This window comes from Leisingera daeponensis DSM 23529 (assembly GCF_000473145.1).
Classification (GTDB): domain Bacteria; phylum Pseudomonadota; class Alphaproteobacteria; order Rhodobacterales; family Rhodobacteraceae; genus Leisingera; species Leisingera daeponensis.
The window spans coordinates 2,020,029-2,044,138 of record NZ_KI421500.1 but is presented as its reverse complement, the minus strand read 5'-3'; the positions used below and the strand labels follow the sequence as shown (position 1 = coordinate 2,044,138).

Genomic DNA, 24,110 nt, shown 5'->3' with positions numbered 1-24,110 from the left:
CTCAGATGCTCAGCGCTTCGTTCACGAGGGCTGCTTGTTGGGCTTTGTGTTCGCTGGCCAGGCCGGTTGCGGGCGAGGCCGAGGTGGCGCGGCCAACGTAGATCGGCCTTGTGTGCTTGGCGCCGATCCGGGTCAGCACCCATTCGATGTTGGGCTCGATGAAGGTCCAGGCCCCTTGGTTCTTGGGTTCTTCCTGGCACCAGATCATCTCGGCACCCTTGAAGCGTTCCAGTTCCTTCACCATCGAGATCGCCGGGAACGGGTAGAACTGCTCCACCCGCATCAGGTAGATATCGTCGATGCCGCGGGCGTCGCGCTCTTCCAGCAGGTCGTAATAGACCTTGCCGGAGCACATCACGACGCGCTTGATCTTGTCGTCCGCCACCAGCTGGGTGTCGGAGTTGCCCTTCTGCGCGTCATCCCACAGCACCCGGTGGAAGCTGGAGCCGGTGGTGAAATCCTCGGCGCTGGAAATCGCCAGCTTGTGGCGCAGCAGCGATTTCGGGGTCACCAGGATCAGCGGCTTGCGGAAGGTGCGGTGCAGCTGGCGGCGCAGGATGTGGAAGTAGTTCGCGGGCGTCGTGCAGTTGGCGACGATCCAGTTGTCCTGGCCGCACATCTGCAGGAAGCGTTCCAGGCGGGCGGAGGAGTGCTCCGGCCCCTGGCCCTCGAACCCGTGCGGCAGCAGGCAGACCAGGCCCGACATCCGCAGCCATTTGGACTCGCCGGACGAAATGAACTGGTCGAACATGATCTGGGCGCCGTTGGCGAAGTCGCCGAACTGGGCTTCCCACAGGGTCAGCGCGTTCGGTTCCGCCAGCGAGTAGCCGTACTCAAAGCCCAGCACCGCGTATTCACTCAGCGCCGAGTCGATCACCTCGTACTGGGACTGGCCCGCGCGGATGTTGTTCAGCGGGTAGTAGCGTTCCTCGGTCTCCTGATCGACGATGCCGGAATGGCGCTGCGAGAAGGTGCCGCGGGTGGCGTCCTGGCCCGCGAGGCGCACCGGGTAGCCTTCCAGCAGCAGCGAGCCGAAGGCCATCGCCTCGCCGGTGGCCCAGTCAAAGCCTTCGCCGGTCTCAAACATCTTGCCGCGGGCGTCCAGGAAGCGGGCCACCGTGCGGTGCAGCGGGAAGCCGTCCGGCACCCGGCTGAGGGCGGTGCCGATTTCGGCCAGGGTTTCCGGCGCAATGGCGGTGCTGCCGCGCTGGTAGTCGGCGTCTTTCTTGTTGAGGTGCGACCAGCGCCCGTCCAGCCAGTCGGCCTTGTTGGGCTTATAATCCTTGCCGGCCTCGAACTCCTCGTTCAGTTGGGCCTGGAAGGCGGCCTTCATGTCCTCGATCTCGCCCTCGGGGATGAGGCCGTCCTTGACCAGCCGGTCGGTGTAGAGCGTGAGCGTGGTCTTGTGGCCCTTGATCTTCTTATACATCAAGGGGTTGGTGAACATCGGCTCGTCGCCTTCGTTGTGACCGAAGCGGCGGTAGCAGAAGATGTCGATGACCACGTCCTTGTGGAACTTCTGGCGGAATTCGGTGGCCACCTTGGCGGCGTGCACCACCGCTTCCGGGTCGTCGCCATTGACGTGGAAGATCGGTGCCTCAACCACCAGCGCGTTGTCGGTGGGGTAGGGGGAGGAGCGCGAGAAATGCGGTGCGGTGGTGAAACCGATCTGGTTGTTCACCACGATATGCATGGTGCCGCCGGTCTTGTGGCCGCGCAGGCCCGACAGGGCAAAGCATTCCGCCACCACGCCCTGGCCGGCAAAGGCCGCGTCGCCGTGCAGCAGGATCGGCAGCACCTGGGTGCGTTCACTGTCGCCCAGCTGGTCCTGCTTGGCGCGGACCTTGCCCAGCACCACCGGGTTCACCGCTTCAAGGTGGGAGGGGTTGGCGGTCAGCGAAAGGTGAACGCTGTTGCCATCGAATTCCCGGTCGGAGGAGGCGCCGAGGTGGTATTTCACGTCGCCGGAGCCGTCCACGTCCTCGGGCTTGAAGCTGCCGCCCTGGAATTCGTTGAAGATCGCCCGGTAAGGCTTCTGCATCACATTGGCGAGGATGTTGAGGCGGCCGCGGTGCGGCATGCCGATCACGATGTCGCGGACGCCAAGGGCGCCGCCGCGCTTGATGATCTGCTCCATCGCCGGAATGAGGCTTTCGCCGCCGTCCAGGCCGAACCGTTTGGTGCCGGTGTATTTGACGTGCAGGAACTTCTCGAAACCCTCGGCCTCGACCATCTTGTTGAGGATCGCCTTGCGGCCCTCGCGGGTGAAGGTGATTTCCTTGTCGTAGCCCTCGATCCGCTCCTTCAGCCAGGCGGATTGCTCAGGGTCGGAAATGTGCATGTACTGCAGCGCGAAGGTGCCGCAGTAGGTGCGTTTCACGATCTCGACGATCTGGCGCATGGTCGCAACCTGCAGGCCCAGAACGTTGTCGATAAAGATCGGCCGGTCCATGTCGGCGCCGGTGAAGCCATAGGATTTCGGGTCCAGCTCCGGGTGCGGGGTTGCGGCGCGCATGCCCAGCGGGTCGAGGTCTGCTGCCAGATGGCCGCGGATCCGGTAGGCGCGGATCAGCATCAGGGCGCGGATCGAATCCAGCACCGCGCGCTGCACCTGGTCGTCGGTCAGCTCAACACCCTTTGCGGCGGCCTTTTCTTTGATCTTCTTGCCTGCTGCCTTGGCCTCAACGGGGGCCGGCCAGTCGCCGGTCAGCGCGCCGGTCAGCTCGTCCGCGGGCATCGGCGGCCAGTCTTTGCGCGCCCAGGAGGGGCCAGTGGCCTCGGCCTTCACGTCCAGTTCGGCATCGCCCATCTGGCGGAAAAACTCCGCCCAGGCGGCATCCACCGCGTTCGGGTCATTGGCGTACTGGGCATAGAGCTGCTCCAGATACTCCGCATTGTGCCCCTGCATGAAAGAGGAGGCGTGGAAGAGGTCGTTGGGGCTTTGATCGGTCATTTAGGTGCCTCTTGCGGGTTGGGACCGTATTTGTTGGTGCCAGTGTCAGACGGCAGCAGGGTCAAGGCTGCAGCTTGAGGAAACGTAAAAAGAAATGCGAAGGTCGCGGTAATGGTGCCGATAGCCATAGGAATTCCGGCTAGCGCGGCTGCAATCACAACGCCAAATCCGACTGGGCCATCGGCTCCTGCGCTAATCTGGGCATCCGCCCATAGGAAGATGGCTCTGGTGAGGTACCCAAGCACGACAGCCAGAAAGAAGAATTTCCAAGGCTCGATTGCATCGCTTCCATAAGTTCCGGTGTCCTGCACTCGCCGCCAGCCGACGGCAAACAAAGGCACCGATGCCAAAGCCGCAATTCCGAGCACGAACCAGAAACTGAGTTCAAATTGCATGCCGGCAAACGCAGCAAAGAGGGGAAGACCCGCGCCCAAAGGAGCGAAGGTCCAGAATTCCCTGCGGGAGGAACGGCCTGAAAAAGCCAAAGGCCTTTTCAGCGCGCGAATGAAGCTTTCCCGCAGGGCTGACGGCATCTTACTTGCCGATCGCTTTCAGCACCGCTTCACCCAGGCCGGCCGGGCTTTCGGCGACCACGATGCCTGCGGATTTCATCGCTTCGATCTTGTCTTCGGCGCCGCCCTTGCCGCCGGCGACAATCGCGCCCGCGTGGCCCATGCGGCGGCCCGGAGGGGCGGTGCGCCCGGCGATGAAGCCTGCAACCGGCTTGGAGCGGCCCTTTTTCGCCTCGTCCTTCAGGAACTGCGCGGCTTCTTCCTCGGCGGAGCCACCGATTTCGCCGATCATGATGATGCTCTCGGTTTCGTCATCCGCCAGGAACCATTCCAAGACGTCGATATGCTCGGTGCCCTTGATCGGGTCGCCGCCGATGCCCACGCAGGTGGACTGGCCCAGGCCAACGTCGGTTGTCTGTTTCACGGCCTCGTAGGTAAGCGTGCCGGAGCGCGATACAACCCCGACGGAGCCGCGGCGGTGAATGTGGCCGGGCATGATGCCGATCTTGCAGGCATCGGGGGTGATGACGCCGGGGCAGTTCGGGCCGATCAGGGTCGACTTGGAGTTCTCCAGCGCCCGTTTCACTTTCATCATGTCGAGAACCGGGATGCCCTCGGTGATGGCCACGATCACTTCCATCTCCGCGTCGATCGCTTCCAGGATCGAGTCGGCGGCAAACGGCGGCGGCACGTAGATCACCGTGGCATTGGCCTCGGTCACGTGCTTGGCTTCATGCACGGAGTTGAAGACCGGCAGGTTCAGGTGGGTCTGGCCGCCTTTGCCGGGGGTCACGCCGCCGACCATCTTGGTGCCGTAGGCGATGGCCTGTTCAGAGTGGAAAGTGCCCTGCGAGCCGGTGAAGCCCTGACAGATGACCTTGGTGTTTTCGTCGATGAGGACTGCCATGTTTTGGTTCCTTCAAGCGGTATGTGTGTGTTGGGTCTGCGGGGTGGCCAGAGAACGGCCGTCGAAGCGGATTTTTTCGAGAGTGGCCCGCCCCAAGACCACGCTGGGAAGTATTCGAAAGCCGCCGCGGAACTCGTAAATCCCGCGCCGGAGTTTCTGGCGGATCAGCGGCCAGCCCTTGGGCCGGTGGCGCGCCGGGCCGATGGCGTGTTCGTCCGGTGCCTCGTTGCCTTGTTCGGCGAGTGCCGGCTGGACCTGATAAACCTTGATGCCGCGCGCAGGCTTTGAGGCGTCAAAGTTGAACAGCAGGTTGTCCAGCGTGATCCCGAACGGGCGGCTGTCCAGAAGATGCTGTGCCGCCCGGCGCGAGATCGCATAGGCGGCGCCGCCCGCGTGGCGTGACAGCAGCTGGCGCACCTCGCGGCCCAGATGGGTGAAGCCGCCGTTGCCAAGCGCCACCTGCAGCTTGCGGCTGCGCCAGCGCTCGAACTTGACGATGCCGGCATCCGCGGGCCACCAGGACAGATCCGCCAGCCAGGCGCCGGTGTCGGGCGACAGGAAGACGTCATCTTCCAGGATCAGCGCCACATCGGCGTCTGATCCCAGAAACGCCTCCCAGGCTTTGGCATGGCTCAGGGTGCAGGCCATGTCCTTGGTCTGGAAGTAACCCCAGTTGCCCTCAGGCCGGCACTGGCTGAGCATCTCCTCGCGGCTGACGGCAGTGCTGTCCACCGCGTCAACCCGCGTGGCCGCAAGCCCGGCCTGATCCAGCTCCCGCTGCATCAGCGCCGCCCGGCCTTTGGCCTGCCGCAAGCCTATGAGGTAGACAGCCGCTTTCACCGGATCAGGCCCTTAGCCCTTAACCGCCTTCACGATCTTCTCGGCGCCGTCCTTCAGGTTGTCGGCGGCGATCACGTCGAGGCCGGAGGTGTTGATGATCTCCTTGCCCTTCTCGACGTTGGTGCCTTCGAGGCGAACAACCAGCGGCACCTTCAGACCGACTTCCTTGACTGCGGCGACCACGCCTTCTGCGATCACGTCGCAGCGCATGATGCCGCCGAAGATGTTCACCAGGATGCCTTTGACGTTGGGATCGGAGGTGATGATCTTGAACGCCTCGGTCACCTTCTCCTTGGTGGCGCCGCCGCCCACGTCGAGGAAGTTGGCAGGCTCAGCGCCGTAAAGCTTGATGATGTCCATGGTGGCCATCGCCAGGCCCGCACCGTTCACCATGCAGCCGATCTCACCGTCGAGCGCGATGTAGTTCAGGTCGTACTTGGAGGCTTCCAGCTCTTTCGGGTCTTCCTCGGTGGTGTCGCGCAGCTCTGCCACGTCGGCGTGGCGGTAGACCGCGTTGCCGTCGAAACCGACCTTGGCGTCCAGCACCTTGAGGTTGCCATCATCAGCGATGATCAGCGGGTTGATTTCCAGCATCTCCATGTCCTTCTCGACGAAGGCTTTGTAGAGCTGGCCCATCAGCTTGACGCACTGCTTGACCTGCTGGCCTTCGAGGCCCAGCGAGAACGCGATGCGGCGGCCGTGGTAGGGCTGGTAGCCGGTGGCCGGGTCCACGGAGAAGGACAGGATCTTTTCGGGGGTGGCAGCGGCCACTTCCTCGATGTCCATGCCGCCCTCGGTGGAGCAGACAAAGGAGATGCGCGAGGTCTGGCGGTCCACCAGCAGCGCCAGGTACAGCTCGCGCTCGATGCCGGAGCCGGCCTCGATGTAGATGCGGTTCACCTGCTTGCCCGCGGGGCCGGTCTGATGGGTGACCAGGGTGCGGCCCAGCATCTTCTTGGCTTCTTCGGCAGCTTCCTCCACCGACTTGGTCAGGCGCACGCCGCCTTTCTCGCCGGCATCGGCTTCCTTAAAGGAACCTTTGCCGCGGCCGCCTGCATGGATCTGCGCTTTCACGACCCACAGCGGGCCGTCCAGCTCACCGGCGGCGGTTTTGGCTTCCTCGGCCCGCAGAACCACGCGCCCGTCGGACACCGGCGCGCCATAGCTGCGAAGAAGGGCTTTGGCCTGATATTCGTGGATGTTCATCTGAAACTGTCCCGTCTGGCTGCAATTGTCTGCTGTTTTATAGGCCGTCATAATGCCAAGTGTTAAAGGCTTATTTGACGGGAGACGGGGAAATGGCGAAGATTTTCAGGTTTTGTGATCACGGTTTTTGGGGGTGTGATCACAAATTGACAAGGCCTTAACAGCGGTGATTCGAGCCTCGGCCGGGAGGCCGTGCCCGCCGCATCATGGGCCAAAAGCGTCAGCCGCGGGACCGGGGACGCTGCGGCAATAAAAAAAGGGCCCGCCGGACGCGGGCCCCTTGAATGCCGGTTTTCTGCGCGCTTAGGCCAGCGAGCTGTCGATGCCCTTGCAGGCCTCGACCAGACCCTTCACCGCGTTGACCGAGTTGTCGAACATGGTCTGCTCTTCTTCGGTCAGCTGGATGTCGACGATCTTCTCGATGCCGCCGGCGCCGATCACGGTGGGCACGCCCACATACATGTCTTTGACGCCGATTTCGCCGGTGCAGTAGGCGGCGCAGGGCAGCACGCGCTTCTGGTCTTTCAGGTAGGCCTCGGCCATTTCGATCGCCGAGGTCGCCGGCGCATAGAAGGCGGAGCCGGTTTTCAGCAGACCGACGATCTCGGCGCCGCCGTCCCGGGTGCGCTGCACGATGGCGTCGAGCTTGTCCTGGGTGGTCCAGCCCATCTTGACCAGATCGGGCAGCGGGATGCCGGCCACGGTGGAATAGCGCACCGACGGCACCATGGTGTCGCCATGGCCGCCCAGCACGAATGCGGTGACGTCTTTCATGGAGACGCCGAATTCCTCGGCCAGGAAGTGGCGGAAGCGTGCGGAGTCCAGCACGCCGGCCATGCCGCAGACCTTGTTGTGGGGCAGGCCGGAGAATTCGCGCAAGGCCCAGACCATCGCGTCCAGCGGGTTGGTGATGCAGATCACGAAAGCGTCCGGCGCGTGGTCGCGGATGCCTTCGCCCACCGATTTCATAACCTTGAGGTTGATGCCCAGCAGGTCGTCGCGGCTCATGCCCGGCTTGCGCGGCACGCCTGCGGTCACGATGCAGACGTCGGCGCCTGCGATGTCCTCATAGGACTGGGTGCCCTTGAGGGAGGCGTCGAAGCCTTCGGAGGGACCGGATTCTGCGATGTCCAGCGCCTTGCCTTCGGGGATGCCTTCGGCGATGTCGAAGAGAACAACGTCGCCCAGTTCCTTGAGGGCTGCGAGGTGCGCGAGGGTGCCGCCGATCTGACCTGCGCCGATGAGGGCGATTTTGGGTCGTGCCATTGGAAAATGTCTCCGGTCCGGTTGAAATTTCCTGATGCCTACGGCGTAAACCCGGGCCGTGCAAGGGTTCTGCGCTGCGGCATAGGGCGCGGTATACTTGCGTATGCCGAGGTGGTACCGCTAAACGGTCTTTAATTCAGGGCTTTCAGGGGCGGGCTATGGCGGCGTTTGATGCGATGTTTTTCGTTTTTGCCATTCCTGCGGTCGTTTTTGCGGGTGTCTCCAAGGGCGGTTTCGGGTCCGGTGCGGCCTTCGCCTCGGCGGCGATTCTGGCATTGGTGGTGGAGCCGGGCATGGCGCTGGCGCTGATGCTGCCGCTGTTGATGCTGATCGACGTTGCCGCGCTTAAACCCTACTGGGGCCGCTGGAATCTGAACGCCGCGCTGCTGCTGATCGCGGGCGGTTTGCCGGGAGTGGCGCTGGGGGCGTGGCTCTATACCCTTGTTGATGCCGATGCGATGCGGGTGCTGATCGGCGCGGTGGCGGTGGGGTTTGTGCTGTGGCAGCTGCGCGCCCGGCTGGGCCTGCGGGTTGCTGCGGCGCGGCCGCTGCCGCGCGCGGCGGGCCTGGCCGCAGGGCTGGCGGTGGGGTTCACCAGCTTTGTCAGCCATGCTGGCGGGCCGCCGGCCGCGGTCTATCTCCTCAGCCTCAAGTTGCGGAAAACGGAATACCAGGCCAGCACGGTGCTGATTTTCTGGGCGATCAATATTGCAAAGGCGCTGCCTTATGCCGGGCTGGGCTTGTTCACACGTGAAACGCTGCTGCTGGACCTGATGCTGGCGCCCTTTGCGCTGCTGGGGGCCTGGCTGGGGGTGAAGCTGCATCACAGCATCCCGGAACGATGGTTCTTTGCGCTGACCTATGTGCTGCTGCTGGTGACCGGCACCAGGCTGATCTGGGACGGGCTGGCCTGAAGCCCCCTTCAGGCGCAGCCCGCCGCGGCGGCCCCGGCCGCTGTTTCCGCAGTCTGGAAACCTGCCTCAATACCTGCTCAGACGTCGCTGTCTGTGTTTGGCAGTGCTTCTGCGAGCACTTCGTAGGACTGGCCGGAGGCGACCAGGCAGGTCATGCCGTTGGGAGTGGTCACGGTGATGGTCCAGCTGCCGGTCTCGTCCGACGCAAAAGTCTCCATCACCATGCCTTGCTGGCCCATGCCAATGCTTTGGCGGCTTTCGCCGTATTTCTCGGCCAGGCGTTTGATCACCGTGTCGCGCGGCGCGCAGTTGCGGCTTTGCGCGGCGGCGGGGGCCGCGGCCAGGGTCAGGGCGGCCAGGAGGGCCGGCAGTGCAAGTGTTGTCCTTTTCATCTCGTTTTACCCTTTCCGGAACGGCCGGACAGAGCAGGGTGCCGGACGGCAGCCCCCGTATCCCTGAACGGGCCGGTGTGTGACGCAATTCGTGCTGCAGGCCCCATGCCTGCGGGCAGCAGGGGCGGCCCTGATGGGCGGCGGAGATCCTGTGCCGTAGTACCCTTAACTGTGCCTGTCAGGTGCTGATAAGTGGTTAACCCAGAGGGCGCCGCAAAAGCACGCGCCTTATCAGTGGCTTGCTGCGATTGCGGGGAAGTTTACGCTGCGCTGCGGCGGAATTGTACTTGAAAGTATACAATCGAATCTGTACCGCTTTACGCAATAAAATAACTTTTGGAGAGCTTGCATGGACCCGCGCGCGCGCCCTTACCGTTCGGTTTTGTATATTCCCGGCTCCAAGCCGCGCGCCCTGGAGAAGGCCAAGACCCTGCCGGTGGACGCGGTGATCTTTGATCTGGAAGACGCGGTGTCGGTGGACGAAAAGCCCAACGCCCGTGCGACCCTGGCGCAGGCGCTGGAGGCGGGCGGCTTTGGCGCGCGGATGAAGATCGTGCGGATCAACGGGCTGGATACCGAATGGGGCCGCGAGGACGCCATCGCGGCGGCAAAGATGGATTGCGACGCGATTCTGCTGCCCAAGGTGAACGCGCCCGCCGATCTGGACGCGCTGGCAGAAATCACCGGGGACATCCCGCTGTGGGCAATGATGGAGACCCCGCGCGCGATGCTGAATGCCGCCGCCATCGCCGCGCACCCCAGGCTGCAGGGCATGGTGATGGGCACCAATGACCTGGCCAAGGAACTGCAGACCCGCTACCGCCCGGACCGGCTGCCGATGATGGCGGGCCTCGGCCTGTGCCTGCTGGCGGCCAAGGCCGAGAGGCTGGTGATCGTCGATGGCGTTTATAATGCCTTCAAGGATGTTGAGGGGCTGGCTGCGGAATGCGCACAGGGCCGCGACATGGGCTTTGACGGCAAGACCCTGATTCATCCGGCGCAGGTGGAGGTGGCCAATGCGGCCTTTGCCCCGACCGAGCGCGAAATCGACACCTCCCGCCGCCAGATTGCCGCGTTTGAAGAGGCGCAGGCCGCAGGGCAGGGTGTTGCTGTGGTCGATGGCAAGATAGTCGAGAACCTGCATGTGGCGACGGCGCGTGAGATCCTGGCAAAAGCGGATGCAATCGCCGCGCTTTCCGCATAGGTGTTAACAAGTTTAACATCTAAGAGGGGCTGATATGGCGCTTTTGATCCTGGGACTTTTGTTGTGGTGGGGCGGCCACCTGTTCAAACGGCTGGCACCGGATATGCGCGCCGCGATGGGCAATGCCGGGCGCGGCGCGGTGGCGCTGGTGCTGATTGCCGGCATCGTGCTGATGGTGCTGGGCTACCGCGGGATGGACTTCATCCACGTGTGGGCGCCGCCCGCGTTCATGGTGCATATCAACAACCTGATGGTGCTGATCGCCATCTGGATGATGAGCCCGGCGCCCAAGAAAGGCGCGCTGCTCAATGGCATGCGCCACCCGATGCTTGCCGGCTTCAAGCTGTGGGCGGTGGCGCATCTTCTGGTCAATGGCGATCTGGCCTCGATCATCCTGTTTGGCGGGCTGCTCGCCTGGGCGGTGGCTGAGGTCATCGTCATCAACCGGTCCGAACCGCAGTGGCAGCCGGGGCCGAAGGGCACGCTGGCCAAGGACGGGATGTTCTTCCTGGCCTCAATTGTGCTGCTGGCAGTGATCGGCTACGTCCACGGGCTGATCGGCCCGTCGCCGTTTCCGGGATAGGCCCAGAGCAGGAGAGGACACCATGAAACTGTACCGATTTTTGTCCGAGGACGACACCTCTGCCTTCTGCCACAAGGTGACCGATGCGCTGAACAAGGGCTGGGAGCTGCATGGCAGCCCGACCCAGGCCTTTGATCCCGTGAAGGGGATCATGCGCTGCGGCCAGGCGGTGGTGAAGGACGTGGACGGAACCTACACCCCTGAGACCAAACTGGGAGAACACTGATGGCCAAGACCAATCCGGGCCGCTTTTTCGAAGATTACACCGTGGGCGAGGTGATCCGCCATGCGGTGCCCCGCACGGTGTCGGGCGGTGAGCGGGCGCTGTATCACGCGCTGTATCCGGCGCGCCATGCGCTTTATTCTTCGGATGAGTTTGCCCGGGCCTCTGGTCTGCCTTCGGCGCCGCTGGATGATCTGGCGGCCTTCCACGTGGTGTTCGGCAAGACGGTGCCGGACATCTCGCTGAATGCGCTGGCGAACCTCGGCTATGCCGAGGGGCGCTGGCTGCTGCCGGTTTACCCGGGGGACACGCTGCGCTCTGAATCCGAGGTGATCGGCCTCAAGCAGAATTCCAATGGCAAGTCGGGCGTCGTCTATGTGCGCACCCGCGGCCTGAACCAGCGCGATGAATGCGTGATGGAATACGTGCGTTGGGTGATGGTGCGCAAACGCGACCTGGAGGCACCGGCGCCGGAGACGGTGATCCCGGAGCTGAACAAGGTGATCCCGGCGGATCAGCTGGCGGTCCCGGCGGGCTTGGATTTCAGCAATTACGATTTCACCCTGGCAGGCGAGCCGCACCGCTGGGGCGACTATGAGGCGGGCGAGACCATCGACCACGTGGATGGCGTCACCATCGAGGAAGCCGAGCATATGATGGCGACCCGCCTGTGGCAGAACACCGCCAAGGTGCATTTTGACAATACCGCGCGCCCCGATGGCACCAGGCTGATCTATGGCGGCCATGTGATCTCCCTGGCGCGGACGCTGTCGTTCAATGGTCTGGCAAATGCGCAGATGATCGTCGGCCTGAACGGCGGTGCGCATGCCAACCCCTGCCTGTCGGGCATGACCGTGCGGGCCTGGTCGGAGGTTCTGGACAAGGCCGACACCGGCGCGCCGGGTGTCGGCGCGATCCGCCTGCGGCTGGTCGCCACCAAGGGCGGCGCGCCGTTCCAGCTGAAGGGCGAAGACGGCAAGTACCTGCCGGATGTGCTGCTGGATCTGGATTATTGGGCCTTGATGCCGAAGTGACCGGGCAGGGGGCCTTGCCCCCTCGCGCCTCTGGCGCTCCCCCTCAGGATATTTGCAGCCAGGGGAACAGGGGGCCGGCAGAAATGTGATGACCCTTGGCGCGATTGCCGCTTAAGCTGGCTTTATGCGGGTTTTGCAGCTTCTGGTATTCTCCACGCTCTCCCTCTGGCCGCTGCGCGCAGCGGCCTGCGATCTGGCATTGGTGCTGGCGGTGGATGTCTCCGGGTCGGTCGATGCCGAGGAATACCGCATTCAGATGGACGGTTTGGCAGCCGGATTGCGCGACGGGGTGGTGTCCGAGGCGCTGGTCAAGGCGCGCGCCCAAGTGCTGCTGATGCAGTGGTCCGGACAGTCGCGCCAGGAGGTCACGCTGCCCTGGGCCGAGGTGCGCAGTTTTGCCGATGCCGAGGCGCTGGCGCAGCGGATCGAACAGGCGCCGCGGCCCTGGCGCAATTACTCCACCGCTGTGGGAGAGGCGCTGTTTCTGGCGGTGGAGCAGTTTGCCGCGGTGCCGGAGTGCACGCGCAGGGTGATCGACATTTCCGGCGACGGGTTTTCCAACGAAGGGGTCGAGCCGCGCGAGGCGCATGGTGCGCTGTCCGCGCTCGGCGTGACCGTGAACGCCATTGCGATCGAGCAGAGCGAGCCGGACCTGACCGCCTATTTCTTTGAAAACGTGATCCGCGGCGAGGGGGCCTTTGTGGTCACGGCCGCCAGCTTTGCCGATTACCCGTCGCGCATCCGCAAAAAGCTGGTGCGGGAGGTGGCGCGGCAGACGGCCATGGCACCGCATAGGGATGCCGGGACCGTGGCAGCTTTGCAGTGATTTGCAGAAAGGGCTGTGATTCTGCAAAAGATTTCCAATGAGGTGATTTGTGATCACTAAATATTTGCTGTGATCACAACGCGTGACGTTTTAGCGCCAACAGCACGGAAACCTGCTGTTTTTAACCGTTCGGTCGGGTGACACGCCGTAAAAATCGGCTAAAACGTCGTCAGCCAACCTGAAAAGGAGCCAACATGGCCGATGTCAATCGGGGCAACCGCCCGCTTTCGCCGCATTTGCAGGTCTACCGCCCGCAGCTGACCTCCGTGACGTCGATCCTGACGCGGATCACCGGCAACGCACTGATCGTTTCCGCGCTGCTGATCGCCTGGTGGTTCCTGGCCGCGGCAACCTCTGCCGACTACTTTGCCACCGCCAACGGCCTGCTGACCAGCTGGTTCGGCGATCTGGTGATGACGCTGTCGGTGCTGGGCCTGTGGTATCACACGCTGGCCGGCATCCGGCACCTGATCTGGGACAACGGCTATATGCTGGAACTGGAGCAGGCCGAGAAACTGGGCTGGGGCGTGGTGATCGGCTCTGCCGTTCTGACCGTCCTCACCATCATCATCGTCTAAGCTCAAAGGACACACGCGATGCGATATCTGACTGACCGCAAACGCGCCGTTGGCATGGGCGCTGCAAAATCCGGAACCGCGCACCATTGGTCGATGCAGGTGAGCGCTGTGGCGCTGCTGATCCTGGTGCCGCTGTTTGTCTTCACCTTCGGCTCTGCGCTGGGCGGCTCTTACGAGGAGATCACCGCCTATTATTCCCGCCCGTTCCCGGCACTTGTGGCCGTGCTGACCATCTGGGTGGGCATGATGCACTTTAAATCCGGCGCCCAGATCATGATCGAGGACTATGTCCATGGCCTGAAAGGCCGTCTGGCGATCATCCTGGTCAAATGCCTGTCTTATGCCGTCGCCGCGACCAGCGCCTATGCGCTGATCCGCCTGGCCCTGTAACGCTCCGAGGTTTCCATCAATGGCTGCTTACGAATACGAAACACATGAATATGACGTGGTCGTGGTTGGCGCCGGCGGGGCTGGCCTCCGTGCGACGCTGGGCATGGCGGAACAGGGGCTGCGCACCGCTTGCGTGACCAAGGTGTTCCCGACCCGCTCCCACACCGTGGCGGCGCAGGGCGGCATTGCCGCGTCCCTGGGCAACATGGGCCCGGACAGCTGGCAGTGGCACATGTATGACACCGTCAAGGGCTCCGACTGGCTGGGCGACACCGACGCGATGGAATACCTGGCCCGCGAGGCGCCCAAGGCGGTCTATGAGCTGGAGCATTACGGCGTGCCGTTCTCGCGCACCGAGGAAGGCAAAATCTACCAGCGCCCGTTCGGCGGCCACACGACTGAGTTCGGCGAAGGCCCCGCGGTCCAGCGCACCTGTGCCGCGGCGGACCGGACCGGCCACGCGATCCTGCACACGCTTTACGGCCAGTCGCTGAAGAACAACGCGGAATTCTACATCGAGTATTTCGCCATCGACCTGATCATGTCCGAGGACGGGCAGTGCCAAGGCGTTGTCTGCTGGAAGCTGGACGACGGCACCATGCATGTCTTCAACGCCAAGATGGTGGTTCTGGCGACCGGCGGTTACGGCCGTGCGTACTTCTCTGCCACCTCGGCGCATACCTGCACCGGCGACGGCGGCGGCATGGTGGCCCGCGCGGGCCTGGCGCTGCAGGACATGGAATTCGTGCAGTTCCACCCGACCGGCATCTACGGCTCCGGCTGCCTGATCACCGAGGGCGCGCGGGGCGAAGGCGGCTACCTCACCAACTCCGAAGGCGAACGGTTCATGGAGCGCTATGCGCCCCAGTACAAAGATCTGGCGCCGCGCGACTACGTCAGCCGCTCCATGACCATGGAGATCCGTGAAGGCCGCGGTGTGGGCGCCGAGGGCGACCATATCCACCTGAACCTCTCCCACCTGCCGGCCGAAGCGCTGGCGGAGCGCCTGCCGGGCATCTCCGAGAGCGCCAAGATCTTTGCGGGCGTAGACGTGACCAAGGAGCCGATCCCGGTTCTGCCCACCGTGCATTACAACATGGGCGGCATTCCGACCAACTATTGGGGCGAAGTGCTGAACCCGACCGCAGACGACCCGACCGCCGTCGTGCCGGGCCTGATGGCCGTGGGCGAGGCGGGCTGCGCCTCGGTGCATGGCGCCAACCGTCTCGGCTCCAACTCGCTGATCGACCTGGTGGTCTTTGGCCGCGCCTCCGCCATCCGCGCGGGCAAGGTCGTGGACCCGGAAGCGGCAAACCCGGTGCTGAACCAGGCCTCCGTCGACAAGGCGTTCGACCGCTTCGACACCCTGCGCAATGCCAACGGCGGCATCCCGACCGCGGATCTGCGGCTGGAGATGCAGAAGTGCATGCAGGCCGACGCGGCGGTGTTCCGCACCTCCAAGACCATGGCGGAAGGCGTCGAGAAGATGACAGCGATTGCCGCCAAGCTCGATGACCTGAAGGTGACCGACCGCTCGCTGGTCTGGAACTCCGACCTGATGGAGACGCTGGAGCTGACCAACCTGATGCCGAACGCGCTGGCCACCATCGTTGGCGCCGAAGCCCGCAAGGAAAGCCGCGGCGCCCACGCGCATGAGGACTTCACCTCCCGCGACGACGAGAACTGGCGTGTCCACACCGTCTCCCGCGTGGAGGGCAACAAGGTGGAGCTCAGCTACCGCCCGGTGATCACCGACCCGCTGTCGACCGAAGCCGAAGGCGGCATCAGCCTCGCCAAAATCGCGCCCAAGGCGCGGACGTTCTAAGGAGACAGACCATGGTTCAACTCAGCCTCCCGAAGAACTCCAAGATCACCACCGGCAAAACCTGGCCCAAGCCGGAGGGCGCCAGCAATGTGCGCAAGTTCAAGATCTACCGCTGGAACCCGGACGACGGCCAGAACCCGCGGGTCGACACCTATTTCGTCGACATGGACAGCTGCGGCCCGATGGTTCTGGACGCGCTGATCAAGATCAAGAATGAGATCGACCCGACCCTGACCTTCCGCCGCTCCTGCCGCGAGGGGATCTGCGGCTCTTGCGCGATGAACATCGACGGCATCAACACGCTGGCCTGTATCTACGGCATGGATGAGATCAAGGGCGATGTGGCGATTTACCCGCTGCCGCATATGCCGGTGGTCAAGGACCTGATCCCGGACCTCACCCATTTCTATGCCCAGCATGCCTCGATCATGCCGTGGCTGGAGACCAAGACCAACCGCCCGGCGAAAGAGTGGAAGCAGTCAATCGAGGACCGCAAGAAGCTGGACGGGCTTTATGAGTGCGTGATGTGCGCCAGCTGCTCGACCTCTTGCCCGTCCTACTGGTGGAACGGCGACCGTTACCTGGGGCCGGCCGCGCTGCTGCACGCCTACCGCTGGATCATCGACAGCCGCGACGAGGCCACGCCTGAACGCCTGGACCAGCTGGAAGATCCGTTCAAGCTGTACCGCTGCCACACCATCATGAACTGCGCCAAAACCTGCCCCAAGGGCCTGAACCCGGCCAAGGCGATTGCGCATATCAAGAAGATGATGGTCGAGCGCACCGTCTGAGCGCAGCAGGGCTGATCCGCAAGGATCCGCCGCCGCACGCGATGAAATTTGCATGGCCCCCGGTTTCCTGCGAAACCGGGGGCATGTTTTTTAGCTGGCATTGGAATTCGGGCATGAAACTGATGGGACTTGCCGCGGGCGCGCTGACCGTGCTGGCGGGCTGCATGACGGCCACCGACCACGACCGTATCGGCGGCCAGCTGGCGGCAACGGACGCCAAGATCCCCGGCTGTATCGCGGCTGCGGGCATCACCGGGCAATACCGGGTGAGCACGGAGTTTCTGGGCCATGGGGCAGGGGCGACGGTTCTGCGCACGGTGCAGCCGGGACCGGACGTCACTGAGGCACAGGCGGCACAGGCGACGAGCTGTATCAACACCTGACGCAAAGCGGTTGAGCTGCGGCTGCGGCAGCCCTAGGGTGCCGGAATGCAACCGCATGTTTTTGCCATTCTTTTAGCCGGGCTCGCCGGGCTTTCGATGCCGCTGGGCGGATTTCTTGCCTGGTGCGAGCACATCCGCAACCCGACGCTGCGCGACGAGGTGCTGCATGCAGTCGCGGCCTTCGGCGGCGGCGCGCTCACTTCTGCGGTGGCGCTGGTGCTGGTGCCGGAGGGGGCGCAGGCGCTGCCAGCGGTGCTGGCGGTGCTGCTGTTCGCGGCGGGCGGCGGCGTGTTCTACCTCGCCGATACCGTGCTGCAAAAGCGCGGCGGCAGCGGCGCGCTTCTGCTGGCGATGCTGCTGGATTATGTGCCCGAGGCGATGGCGCTCGGGGCGATGCTGGTGGCGGATGCCGCCACCGCCTGGCTGCTGGCGCTGATGATCTTCTTGCAGAACCTGCCGGAGGGGTTTGCCGCCTTCCGCGATGTCTGGAGCGGTGACAGCCCGGCCTGGCATGTGCTGCTGGCCTTTGTCGGGCTGGCGGCGCTGGGGCCGGTCTGCGCCCTGGCGGGGCTGGTCTGGCTGGCAGAGGCCCACGCGGTGCTGGGGGCCATCATGGTTTTTGCGGCGGGCGGCATTCTCTATCTGCTGTTTCAGGACATCGCGCCCAAGGCGCATTCCAGCCGCAGCAGCGTGCCGGCACTGGGCGCAGTTGCGGGCTTTGCCCTGGGGCTGGCTGGGCACCTGCTGACGGTCTGACGCGCCTCCATGGTTGCTGCAATGCAGCAAGCGCATGGCGCCTTTGCAGAAACGGCGGCTGCGCCCGCGGCGGGCAGGCAGTAGTTTGGCGCTTGAGGGAGGATCGCGCCAGACTATGGAGGCAACCCGATGAACCCGGTGAATTTGCAGCAGGACCCGAAGGACAAGGCCCGTCAGGCCGCGCTTGAGGCCCTGGAGCAGGCTTATGCCTATTACACCCCGGAGCCGCTGCCCGCGGCAGCAGAACCGAACACCACGGACGGCGTGGTCGAGTATTATCAGGCTGCCTGAGGGCAGCCTGACGCGCAGGCGGCAAACCGGTTGAGCCGGAGGCTGCCGCGGCGTAGACAGGGGCATGCCTGTTCTGCTGCTTGTCCTTTTGGCGGGCGTGTTCGCCTATTTCGTCTGGCGCCGCCGCACCACCAGTCTGACCCGCAACTGCCGCTGGCGCCAGCAGCGCGCCCAGGGCCAGTGGCGCTGCAGCTATTGCAGCGCCGCGGAACCGGGAGAGGCCGCCCCGCGCCTCTGCCGCGATCCGCGCCGCGCGCCATAGCCGGAACGTGCAGCCCGCAGCGGTGATCTCCCGCGCCCGCAGGCGCCCCGGCTGCGCCGGAACGCCTTCCGAGCGGCCTTGGGCCCGGCACCGCGCCGGGCGCGGTGCCGGGCCCAACTGCGGGGCGCCTTTTCAGAAGGCGGCGGAGCAGGCGGGAGCCCTTCGGTCCGCGCATAGCAGACCGGCAAAAAATAATGCTTGAAAGACTCATCTCTTTGCCCGATATGGGCGGGCAAGACGCCAACGCACGCGCCTCTGTCGAAAGGGGTTTTACTCCCCTAAGGTTACGTAGCGACGGTAACGTCTCTGACTGAACTCAGCGGCCGTATTGGGCCGGGTCTTTTGGAGATGACCATGAACGTACACGTAGCCGGGCAGACTGCTCGCGATTCCGTATCTGTATCCCGTCACCTGCAGCACATCGCGCAAAACCGCTTCGACCGGCCGACTCTGGTCATCGACAGCCAGGCAGTTGCCCGCCAGTACCAGGCGCTGGACCGCGGCCTGGGCCGCGCGCGCATCCACTATGCTGTGAAGGCCAACCCGGCGCCGGAAGTGCTGGAAACCCTGGTGCGCCTTGGCTCCAATTTCGACGCGGCCAGCCGCGCCGAGATCGAGATGTGCCTGGCCGCCGGCGCGCGCGCTGAGCAGATCACCTTCGGCAACACCATCAAACGGCCCGCCGACATTGCCTTTGCCCATGGTATCGGCATCACCCATTTTGCTGCCGACGCCCAGGAAGAGCTGGAGAAGCTGGCCGAATTCGCGCCCGGCGCGCATGTCTGCCTGCGGGTGATCGTCGAAGCGTCTGGCGCCGACTGGCCGCTCAGCCGCAAGTTCGGATCGTCTGCTTCGATGGCGCTGAGCCTGATGGACGCCGCCGCGGGCCTTGGCCTCACCGTGCATGGCCTGTCGTTCCACGTCGGCTCGCAAACCCGCGATCCGCTGATGTGGGCGCCGGTGCTGGATCAGGTGGCAGAGGTCTGGACCGCGGGCCGCGCGGCCGGCCATGACCTGAAGCTGGTGAACATCGGCGGCGGCTTCCCGGCCTCCTACAAGACCGAGGTGATGGGCGCCGAGGATTATGCCCGCGCGGTGATGGAGCAGGTCGATGCCCGCTTCCCCGACGCCGCTGAGGTGATGGCAGAGCCGGGCCGCGGCCTGGTGGCAGAAGCCGGCGCGATTGCGGCCGAGGTGCTGCTGGTCTCCCGCAAACATGCCGACGACATGTTCCGCTGGGTCTATCTGGACATCGGCAAGTTCTCCGGCCTGGCCGAAACCATGGACGAGGCAATCCGCTACCAGATCACCACCAGCCGCGAGCACGAGCCGACTGGCCCCTGCGTGCTGGCAGGCCCCTCCTGCGACAGCGCCGATGTGCTGTATGAAAAGCAGCTGGTGCAGCTGCCGCTGGGCCTGAAGGCCGGCGACCGCGTGGTGATCCATTCCTGCGGCGCCTACACGTCGACCTATGCCTCGGTGGGCTTCAACGGCTTCCCGCCGCTGGACGTGGTGGTGATCTGACCTCCGCCTTCCGGCGTTTGTGATCTGTTCCGGCCGCCGCAGGGCTTGAAACCCTGCGGCGTTGCCGTCTTGATGTGGCAAACGGACGAGAAGGTTTGCCCCATGACTATTGCCCCCGAAACCCCCGCCGATGCGGACGCCCGCCGCGCGGTCGAGCCGGTGATCTGCTACCCTAACGACACCCTGCCGGTCCCGGATCTGCCGCTGTACCGGCAAGCGCGGCAAGCGGCGGTGAAAACCGGGGAGGTGCTGGTGCAGCCCCGCGATGCCGCCTGTTTCGAGGTGCCCGCCGGGCATTTCTTCCGGATCAGTTCGGTGGAGGGGCCGCAGGTGGGCGATCTGAACCTGTGGAACAGGGCCGACCTCAGCGAGCGGTTCTACTCCGGCAAGACCCGCGCCCTGCACGGCACCCATCTCACCGCCGGAGAACGGATGTGGACCAGCTTTCCGCATCTGCGCCCGATGGCAACCATCACGGAAGACACGCTGGGCTGGTACGGCATCGACCCGTACGGCGGCTCCGTGCATGACGTGATCGGCACCCGCTGCGACCCCTACACCGGCAACCTGCTGGCGGGCAGCCAGTACCATCACTGCTGCCATTCCAACCTGACAAGGGCGCTGGCGGGCCACCTGGGGCTGCCGCTGGCGGAGGCGGAGCCGCATGTGCATGATGTGCTGAATGTCTTCATGTGCACCGGCTTTACCCGCGATACCGGCCAGTACTTCATGAAAGCGAGCCCGGTGCGCCCCGGCGATTATCTGGAGTTCTTTGCCGAAATCAGCCTGCTGGGCGCGCTCAGTGCCTGCCCGGGCGGGGATTGCTCGGCGGAGCATTCCAGCGATACGGCGGCTTGCTATCCGCTGCTGGTCGAAATTTTTGCCCCGGCCAAAGGTGCTCTTGGCGATTGGAAAAGCCCGCCGCGAAATGGCTATGACCGCAGCCATGGACTTGGCTGAGCCGGCAATAATGGTTTGGATATCCGGCAAGTGGACAATAATGGCGCAATATCTGCATGGAAGCAGGCAGGTCATTTAATTGGCCTGAGTGAGAACGCCATTAGCGCCGCATTTTCACCGCGCGTGAAATGAAGCAGGGCCTTTCAGGCAGGAAAAAAGGGCAGGGCGAAAGCCGCTGCCCTTACTGATTGTCAAAATGAAAACTTTCAGCTGAACGCGGCCTCCAGGGCAATTTCCACCATGTCGCCAAAGCTGCGCTCGCGCTGATCGGAGGGCAGCGCCTCGCCGGTGCCCAGATGATCGGACACGGTCAGCACCGCCAGCGCCCGGCAGCCGTGGCGGGCCGCCAGCGTGTAAAGCTCTGCCGCTTCCATCTCCACGCCGAGAATGCCGTGGCGCACCATCTGCTCGTTCAGGTCGGGGCGTTCGTCATAGAACACATCCGAGGAGTAGATGCCGCCGATATGGGTCGCCGCGCCGCGTTTGGATGCGGCCTGGGCCGCCGCCTGCAACAGGCCCCAGTCGGCGCAGGGGGCGAAGTTCAGCTCCCGGAAGATACCGCTGGACGGGCTGTTGAGGGTGGTGGCGGTCATCGCCAGGATCACGTCCCGCACCTTGACCTTCTCCTGCATGCCGCCGCAAGAGCCGATGCGGATCAGCGTCTTGGCGCCATAGTCCCGGATCAGTTCGTTGGCATAAATCGACAGCGAGGGCATCCCCATGCCGCTGCCCTGAATGCTCACCCGGTGCCCCTTCCACGTGCCGGTATAGCCCAGCATGCCGCGCACTTCATTGACCAGTTTGGCATCTTCCAGAAACGTCTCAGCCGCCCATTTCGCCCGGTAGGGGTCGCCGGGCATCAGCACGGTTTCTGCAATATCGCCCTTGGCGGCGCCGATGTGAATGGTCATCGCTCAGCTCCAGACAGATCAGATTTCCAGATCGGAAATATCCTTGCCCGCGGTCAGCGCGGCATGGACCCAATGCGGTTTGCGGCCGCGCCCGGTCCAGGTTTCTTCCGGATTTTCCGGGTTGCGGTATTTCGGAGCGGCCTTGGCCTTTTTTGCGCCCTGGCGCGACGCGGTGGCGATCTCGTCCAGCGAGAAACCGTATTTTGCGGCAGCCTCCTCGGCGGCTTTCAAGGCTTCCTGGCGTTCGCGCAGTTCCGCATCCTGCAGTGCTTTTTCAACATTACTGCGAAGCTGCAGAAGCTCTTTTCTGCTCATTGCCGAAAGGTCGAGGGTCATTCTGAACTCCATATATAAAATGACACACCGGAAAAACCGGCATGTCATTCCTTATGGACTGAATACCAGACGCGTTTCAGCATCTTTTTTATCGGTTTGCAGAAAACTGCCGGTAAAAAGTCAATTCACTGCAATTTCCGGTGGCCTTGCCAGGTCCACAATGTCGCTCATAATTGAATTGAGCTCGAAATCCTTGGGTGTATAGACGCGAGCCACGCCCATGGCCTTCAGCTTTTGCGCGTCCTCCTCCGGGATGATGCCGCCGACGACCACCGGGATATGCGCCAAACCGGCGTCGCGCATCCGCTGCATCATTTCTTCGACCAGCGGCAGGTGGCTTCCCGACAGGATCGACAGGCCCACCACATGGGCGTCATCCTTTTGCGCCGCTTCCACCAGTTCCGCCGGGGTCATGCGGATGCCGTCATAGGTGATGTCCATGCCGCAGTCGCGGGCGCGGAAGGCGATTTGCTCGGCGCCGTTGGAATGGCCGTCGAGGCCCGGCTTGCCGACCACGAACTTGATCCGTCGGCCCAGCACGTCGCTGACCGCGTTGACCGCATCGCGCAGCTCGTCCAGACCCTCGGTTTTGTTCGACATCGAGGCCGACACGCCGGTCGGGCCGCGGTAAGTGCCGTAAACCTTGCGCATTTCCTCGGCCCATTCGCCGGTGGTGACGCCGGCCTTGGCCGCGGCGATCGACGGTTCCATGACATTTGTGCCGCTCTGCGCCGCGGCGCGCAGCGCGGCCAGGGCCGATTGCACCGCGTCATTGTCGCGCTCACCGCGCCAGGCGTTCAGCCGTTCGATCTGCTCCTGCTCCACCGCCGGGTCGACGACCATGATGCCGCCGTCCTCGGTCTGCAGCGGCGAGGGCTCGCCCTCGGTCCACTTGTTGACGCCCACCACGATGGTCTCGTTCTTCTCGATCCGGTTCAGGCGTTCCGCATTGGAATCGACCAGCCGGCCCTTCATGTATTCGATCGAGGCGACAGCGCCGCCCATCGATTCAAGGTTGGCAAGCTCGGCGCGGGCGCCTTCCTTCAGTTCCTCGACCTTGGCATCGACCGCCGGATTTCCGTCGAACAGGTCGCCGTATTCCAAAAGGTCGGTCTCATAGGCCAGGATCTGCTGCATCCGCATCGACCATTGCTGGTCCCACGGACGGGGCAGGCCAAGCGCCTCGTTCCAGGCGGGCAGCTGCACCGCGCGGGCGCGGGCTTTCTTGGACAGCGTCACTGCCAGCATCTCGATCAGAATACGGTAGACGTTATTTTCCGGCTGCTGCTCCGTCAGGCCCAGCGAGTTCACCTGAACGCCATAGCGGAAACGGCGGAACTTGGGATCCTCCACGCCATAGCGGTCGCGGCAGATCTCGTCCCACAGGTCAACAAAGGCGCGCATCTTGCACATCTCGGTCACGAACCGGATGCCCGCGTTCACGAAGAAGGAGATGCGCCCGACCATGGCCGGGAAATCTTCCGGTGCAATGCGCGGTTTCAGCTCATCCAGCACCGCCTGCGCGGTTGCCAGGGCAAAGGCCAGCTCCTGCTCCGGCGTCGCGCCGGCTTCCTGCAGGTGGTAGGAACACACGTTCATCGGGTTCCACTTGGGCACGTTGGTGTAGCAGTACTCCGCCACATCCGCGATCATCTTGAGGCTGGGCTTGGGCGGGCAGACATAGGTGCCGCGGCTGAGGTATTCCTTGATCAGGTCGTTTTGCACCGTGCCCTGCAGCTTGGACACATCGGCGCCCTGTTCCTCGGCCACCGCGATATACAGCGCCAAGAGCCACGGCGCTGTTGCGTTGATGGTCATCGAGGTGTTCATCTGCTCCAGCGGGATCTGGTCGAACAGCGCCCGCATGTCGCCCAGGTGGCAGACCGGCACGCCGACCTTGCCCACTTCGCCGCGCGCCAGCACGTGGTCGCTGTCATAACCGGTCTGGGTCGGCAGGTCGAAGGCGACCGAAAGCCCGGTCTGCCCTTTCGCCAGGTTGGCGCGGTAAAGCGCGTTGGACGCCTTGGCCGTGGAGTGGCCGGCGTAGGTGCGGATCAGCCAGGGGCGGTCTTTTTGCATCTGCGGCATGTCGGGCCTCGCGAGTCAGAGTGTCGGTAATTTTATTTCGTCACGCTGATGTAAACTGCAATTTTCAACCCGTGTCAATTCGCTGCGTTGCGGCATTCGCAGGGCTGATGCCCAGTTCCGCGGTTAACCATCAGGAACGGTGCGGTTGAGATAGA

The 24,110-nt window shown here is 63.9% G+C and carries 26 protein-coding genes; 16 read left to right on the top strand and 10 right to left on the bottom strand.

The window, feature by feature from the left end:
- Position 1 precedes the first annotated feature (1 nt).
- From DAEP_RS0110355 to mdh, 6 genes are all read right to left on the bottom strand, one after another.
- A complete protein-coding gene (locus DAEP_RS0110355) occupies positions 2 to 2,953 on the bottom strand; it encodes a 2-oxoglutarate dehydrogenase E1 component (RefSeq protein ID WP_027244595.1) in 2,952 nt (983 codons plus the stop codon).
- Positions 2,950 to 3,486 (bottom strand): DUF805 domain-containing protein, encoded by a 537-nt coding sequence (locus DAEP_RS0110350; protein WP_027244594.1) that lies wholly within the window; start codon positions 3,484 to 3,486, stop codon positions 2,950 to 2,952. The genes DAEP_RS0110355 and DAEP_RS0110350 overlap by 4 nt, the downstream gene beginning before the upstream one ends.
- Before the next feature lies 1 nt (position 3,487).
- On the bottom strand, positions 3,488 to 4,372 hold the full coding sequence (sucD, locus tag DAEP_RS0110345) for a succinate--CoA ligase subunit alpha (protein ID WP_008557941.1): 885 nt from the start codon (positions 4,370 to 4,372) through the stop codon (positions 3,488 to 3,490).
- Positions 4,373 to 4,384: 12 nt separating this feature from the next.
- Positions 4,385 to 5,212: a glycosyltransferase family 25 protein gene (locus DAEP_RS22625; protein ID WP_084204421.1), complete on the bottom strand. Its 828-nt coding sequence runs from the start codon at positions 5,210 to 5,212 to the stop codon at positions 4,385 to 4,387.
- Positions 5,213 to 5,224: 12 nt separating this feature from the next.
- The gene (gene sucC, locus DAEP_RS0110335; RefSeq protein WP_008556852.1) at positions 5,225 to 6,418 is read right to left on the bottom strand and encodes an ADP-forming succinate--CoA ligase subunit beta; all 1,194 of its coding nucleotides are present in this window, start codon (positions 6,416 to 6,418) and stop codon (positions 5,225 to 5,227) included.
- 303 nt (positions 6,419 to 6,721) lie between these two features.
- Positions 6,722 to 7,684: a malate dehydrogenase gene (gene mdh / locus DAEP_RS0110330; RefSeq protein ID WP_008557495.1), complete on the bottom strand. Its 963-nt coding sequence runs from the start codon at positions 7,682 to 7,684 to the stop codon at positions 6,722 to 6,724.
- Positions 7,685 to 7,842: 158 nt separating this feature from the next.
- Between mdh and DAEP_RS0110325 the strand changes: the two genes are divergently transcribed.
- Positions 7,843 to 8,598 (top strand): sulfite exporter TauE/SafE family protein, encoded by a 756-nt coding sequence (locus tag DAEP_RS0110325; protein ID WP_027244593.1) that lies wholly within the window; start codon positions 7,843 to 7,845, stop codon positions 8,596 to 8,598.
- Positions 8,599 to 8,675: 77 nt separating this feature from the next.
- Here the strand turns inward: DAEP_RS0110325 and DAEP_RS0110320 are convergent, their stop codons facing one another.
- A complete protein-coding gene (locus DAEP_RS0110320) occupies positions 8,676 to 8,990 on the bottom strand; it encodes a hypothetical protein (RefSeq protein ID WP_027244592.1) in 315 nt (104 codons plus the stop codon).
- Positions 8,991 to 9,339: 349 nt separating this feature from the next.
- Between DAEP_RS0110320 and DAEP_RS0110315 the strand changes: the two genes are divergently transcribed.
- From DAEP_RS0110315 to DAEP_RS0110245, 15 genes are all read left to right on the top strand, one after another.
- Positions 9,340 to 10,194 (top strand): HpcH/HpaI aldolase/citrate lyase family protein, encoded by an 855-nt coding sequence (locus DAEP_RS0110315; protein ID WP_027244591.1) that lies wholly within the window; start codon positions 9,340 to 9,342, stop codon positions 10,192 to 10,194.
- Positions 10,195 to 10,228: 34 nt separating this feature from the next.
- Positions 10,229 to 10,777, top strand: a complete 549-nt coding sequence (locus DAEP_RS0110310) for an NnrU family protein (RefSeq protein WP_008556248.1) — start codon at positions 10,229 to 10,231, stop codon at positions 10,775 to 10,777.
- 22 nt (positions 10,778 to 10,799) lie between these two features.
- Positions 10,800 to 11,003: a DUF1737 domain-containing protein gene (locus DAEP_RS0110305; RefSeq protein WP_027244590.1), complete on the top strand. Its 204-nt coding sequence runs from the start codon at positions 10,800 to 10,802 to the stop codon at positions 11,001 to 11,003.
- The gene (locus DAEP_RS0110300; protein ID WP_027244589.1) at positions 11,003 to 12,034 is read left to right on the top strand and encodes a MaoC family dehydratase; all 1,032 of its coding nucleotides are present in this window, start codon (positions 11,003 to 11,005) and stop codon (positions 12,032 to 12,034) included. Before DAEP_RS0110305 ends, DAEP_RS0110300 begins: the two co-directional genes overlap by 1 nt.
- A gap of 124 nt (positions 12,035 to 12,158) precedes the next feature.
- On the top strand, positions 12,159 to 12,860 hold the full coding sequence (locus DAEP_RS0110295; protein WP_008556023.1) for a DUF1194 domain-containing protein: 702 nt from the start codon (positions 12,159 to 12,161) through the stop codon (positions 12,858 to 12,860).
- Between the two features lie 194 nt (positions 12,861 to 13,054).
- Positions 13,055 to 13,438 carry a succinate dehydrogenase, cytochrome b556 subunit gene (gene sdhC, locus DAEP_RS0110290; protein ID WP_027235105.1) on the top strand — a complete coding sequence of 128 codons (384 nt, stop codon included), beginning with the start codon at positions 13,055 to 13,057 and terminating at the stop codon, positions 13,436 to 13,438.
- Positions 13,439 to 13,456: 18 nt separating this feature from the next.
- Positions 13,457 to 13,828, top strand: a complete 372-nt coding sequence (gene sdhD, locus DAEP_RS0110285) for a succinate dehydrogenase, hydrophobic membrane anchor protein (RefSeq protein WP_008554201.1) — start codon at positions 13,457 to 13,459, stop codon at positions 13,826 to 13,828.
- A 19-nt stretch (positions 13,829 to 13,847) separates the two neighbouring features.
- Positions 13,848 to 15,653 carry a succinate dehydrogenase flavoprotein subunit gene (sdhA, locus tag DAEP_RS0110280; RefSeq protein ID WP_008554370.1) on the top strand — a complete coding sequence of 602 codons (1,806 nt, stop codon included), beginning with the start codon at positions 13,848 to 13,850 and terminating at the stop codon, positions 15,651 to 15,653.
- Positions 15,654 to 15,664: 11 nt separating this feature from the next.
- Positions 15,665 to 16,444, top strand: coding sequence for a succinate dehydrogenase iron-sulfur subunit (locus DAEP_RS0110275; RefSeq protein WP_008554754.1), 780 nt, complete (start codon positions 15,665 to 15,667; stop codon positions 16,442 to 16,444).
- 83 nt (positions 16,445 to 16,527) lie between these two features.
- Positions 16,528 to 16,827, top strand: coding sequence for a hypothetical protein (locus tag DAEP_RS0110270; RefSeq protein WP_245595078.1), 300 nt, complete (start codon positions 16,528 to 16,530; stop codon positions 16,825 to 16,827).
- Positions 16,828 to 16,872: 45 nt separating this feature from the next.
- The gene (locus tag DAEP_RS0110265; protein ID WP_027244588.1) at positions 16,873 to 17,583 is read left to right on the top strand and encodes a ZIP family metal transporter; all 711 of its coding nucleotides are present in this window, start codon (positions 16,873 to 16,875) and stop codon (positions 17,581 to 17,583) included.
- Positions 17,584 to 17,712: 129 nt separating this feature from the next.
- The gene (locus DAEP_RS24230; RefSeq protein ID WP_008557170.1) at positions 17,713 to 17,874 is read left to right on the top strand and encodes a hypothetical protein; all 162 of its coding nucleotides are present in this window, start codon (positions 17,713 to 17,715) and stop codon (positions 17,872 to 17,874) included.
- Positions 17,875 to 17,938: 64 nt separating this feature from the next.
- Positions 17,939 to 18,136 carry a hypothetical protein gene (locus tag DAEP_RS0110255; RefSeq protein WP_027244587.1) on the top strand — a complete coding sequence of 66 codons (198 nt, stop codon included), beginning with the start codon at positions 17,939 to 17,941 and terminating at the stop codon, positions 18,134 to 18,136.
- Between the two features lie 354 nt (positions 18,137 to 18,490).
- Positions 18,491 to 19,660, top strand: coding sequence for a type III PLP-dependent enzyme (locus tag DAEP_RS0110250; RefSeq protein ID WP_208855445.1), 1,170 nt, complete (start codon positions 18,491 to 18,493; stop codon positions 19,658 to 19,660).
- A 102-nt stretch (positions 19,661 to 19,762) separates the two neighbouring features.
- Positions 19,763 to 20,620, top strand: a complete 858-nt coding sequence (locus tag DAEP_RS0110245; protein WP_027244585.1) for an urea carboxylase-associated family protein — start codon at positions 19,763 to 19,765, stop codon at positions 20,618 to 20,620.
- A gap of 206 nt (positions 20,621 to 20,826) precedes the next feature.
- Here DAEP_RS0110245 and deoD read toward each other — a convergent pair whose 3' ends face one another.
- The 3 genes from deoD to DAEP_RS0110230 form a co-directional block, all read right to left on the bottom strand.
- Positions 20,827 to 21,531 carry a purine-nucleoside phosphorylase gene (gene deoD, locus DAEP_RS0110240; RefSeq protein ID WP_008554791.1) on the bottom strand — a complete coding sequence of 235 codons (705 nt, stop codon included), beginning with the start codon at positions 21,529 to 21,531 and terminating at the stop codon, positions 20,827 to 20,829.
- An 18-nt stretch (positions 21,532 to 21,549) separates the two neighbouring features.
- A complete protein-coding gene (locus DAEP_RS0110235; protein ID WP_008554383.1) occupies positions 21,550 to 21,867 on the bottom strand; it encodes an H-NS histone family protein in 318 nt (105 codons plus the stop codon).
- Between the two features lie 120 nt (positions 21,868 to 21,987).
- A complete protein-coding gene (locus DAEP_RS0110230) occupies positions 21,988 to 23,955 on the bottom strand; it encodes a protein meaA (protein ID WP_027244584.1) in 1,968 nt (655 codons plus the stop codon).
- Positions 23,956 to 24,110: the final 155 nt, after the last annotated feature.

What these genes read in the sequence shown, in the direction of transcription:
- DAEP_RS0110270 (WP_245595078.1), top strand. Translation starts at nt 16,528, where the DNA reads ATGTTTTTTAGCTGGCATTGGAATTCGGGCATGAAACTGATGGGACTT.
- sdhC (WP_027235105.1), top strand. Translation starts at nt 13,055, where the DNA reads ATGGCCGATGTCAATCGGGGCAACCGCCCGCTTTCGCCGCATTTGCAG.
- DAEP_RS24230 (WP_008557170.1), top strand. Translation starts at nt 17,713, where the DNA reads ATGAACCCGGTGAATTTGCAGCAGGACCCGAAGGACAAGGCCCGTCAG.
- DAEP_RS0110300 (WP_027244589.1), top strand. Translation starts at nt 11,003, where the DNA reads ATGGCCAAGACCAATCCGGGCCGCTTTTTCGAAGATTACACCGTGGGC.
- sdhD (WP_008554201.1), top strand. Translation starts at nt 13,457, where the DNA reads ATGCGATATCTGACTGACCGCAAACGCGCCGTTGGCATGGGCGCTGCA.
- DAEP_RS0110275 (WP_008554754.1), top strand. Translation starts at nt 15,665, where the DNA reads ATGGTTCAACTCAGCCTCCCGAAGAACTCCAAGATCACCACCGGCAAA.
- mdh (WP_008557495.1), bottom strand. Translation starts at nt 7,684, where the DNA reads ATGGCACGACCCAAAATCGCCCTCATCGGCGCAGGTCAGATCGGCGGC.
- DAEP_RS0110235 (WP_008554383.1), bottom strand. Translation starts at nt 21,867, where the DNA reads ATGACCCTCGACCTTTCGGCAATGAGCAGAAAAGAGCTTCTGCAGCTT.
- DAEP_RS0110245 (WP_027244585.1), top strand. Translation starts at nt 19,763, where the DNA reads ATGACTATTGCCCCCGAAACCCCCGCCGATGCGGACGCCCGCCGCGCG.
- DAEP_RS0110355 (WP_027244595.1), bottom strand. Translation starts at nt 2,953, where the DNA reads ATGACCGATCAAAGCCCCAACGACCTCTTCCACGCCTCCTCTTTCATG.
- DAEP_RS0110255 (WP_027244587.1), top strand. Translation starts at nt 17,939, where the DNA reads ATGCCTGTTCTGCTGCTTGTCCTTTTGGCGGGCGTGTTCGCCTATTTC.
- deoD (WP_008554791.1), bottom strand. Translation starts at nt 21,531, where the DNA reads ATGACCATTCACATCGGCGCCGCCAAGGGCGATATTGCAGAAACCGTG.
- DAEP_RS0110325 (WP_027244593.1), top strand. Translation starts at nt 7,843, where the DNA reads ATGGCGGCGTTTGATGCGATGTTTTTCGTTTTTGCCATTCCTGCGGTC.
- DAEP_RS0110250 (WP_208855445.1), top strand. Translation starts at nt 18,491, where the DNA reads ATGAACGTACACGTAGCCGGGCAGACTGCTCGCGATTCCGTATCTGTA.
- DAEP_RS0110305 (WP_027244590.1), top strand. Translation starts at nt 10,800, where the DNA reads ATGAAACTGTACCGATTTTTGTCCGAGGACGACACCTCTGCCTTCTGC.
- DAEP_RS0110320 (WP_027244592.1), bottom strand. Translation starts at nt 8,990, where the DNA reads ATGAAAAGGACAACACTTGCACTGCCGGCCCTCCTGGCCGCCCTGACC.
- DAEP_RS0110350 (WP_027244594.1), bottom strand. Translation starts at nt 3,486, where the DNA reads ATGCCGTCAGCCCTGCGGGAAAGCTTCATTCGCGCGCTGAAAAGGCCT.
- DAEP_RS0110265 (WP_027244588.1), top strand. Translation starts at nt 16,873, where the DNA reads ATGCAACCGCATGTTTTTGCCATTCTTTTAGCCGGGCTCGCCGGGCTT.
- DAEP_RS0110310 (WP_008556248.1), top strand. Translation starts at nt 10,229, where the DNA reads ATGGCGCTTTTGATCCTGGGACTTTTGTTGTGGTGGGGCGGCCACCTG.
- sucC (WP_008556852.1), bottom strand. Translation starts at nt 6,418, where the DNA reads ATGAACATCCACGAATATCAGGCCAAAGCCCTTCTTCGCAGCTATGGC.
- sucD (WP_008557941.1), bottom strand. Translation starts at nt 4,372, where the DNA reads ATGGCAGTCCTCATCGACGAAAACACCAAGGTCATCTGTCAGGGCTTC.
- DAEP_RS0110295 (WP_008556023.1), top strand. Translation starts at nt 12,159, where the DNA reads ATGCGGGTTTTGCAGCTTCTGGTATTCTCCACGCTCTCCCTCTGGCCG.
- DAEP_RS0110315 (WP_027244591.1), top strand. Translation starts at nt 9,340, where the DNA reads ATGGACCCGCGCGCGCGCCCTTACCGTTCGGTTTTGTATATTCCCGGC.
- DAEP_RS0110230 (WP_027244584.1), bottom strand. Translation starts at nt 23,955, where the DNA reads ATGCCGCAGATGCAAAAAGACCGCCCCTGGCTGATCCGCACCTACGCC.
- sdhA (WP_008554370.1), top strand. Translation starts at nt 13,848, where the DNA reads ATGGCTGCTTACGAATACGAAACACATGAATATGACGTGGTCGTGGTT.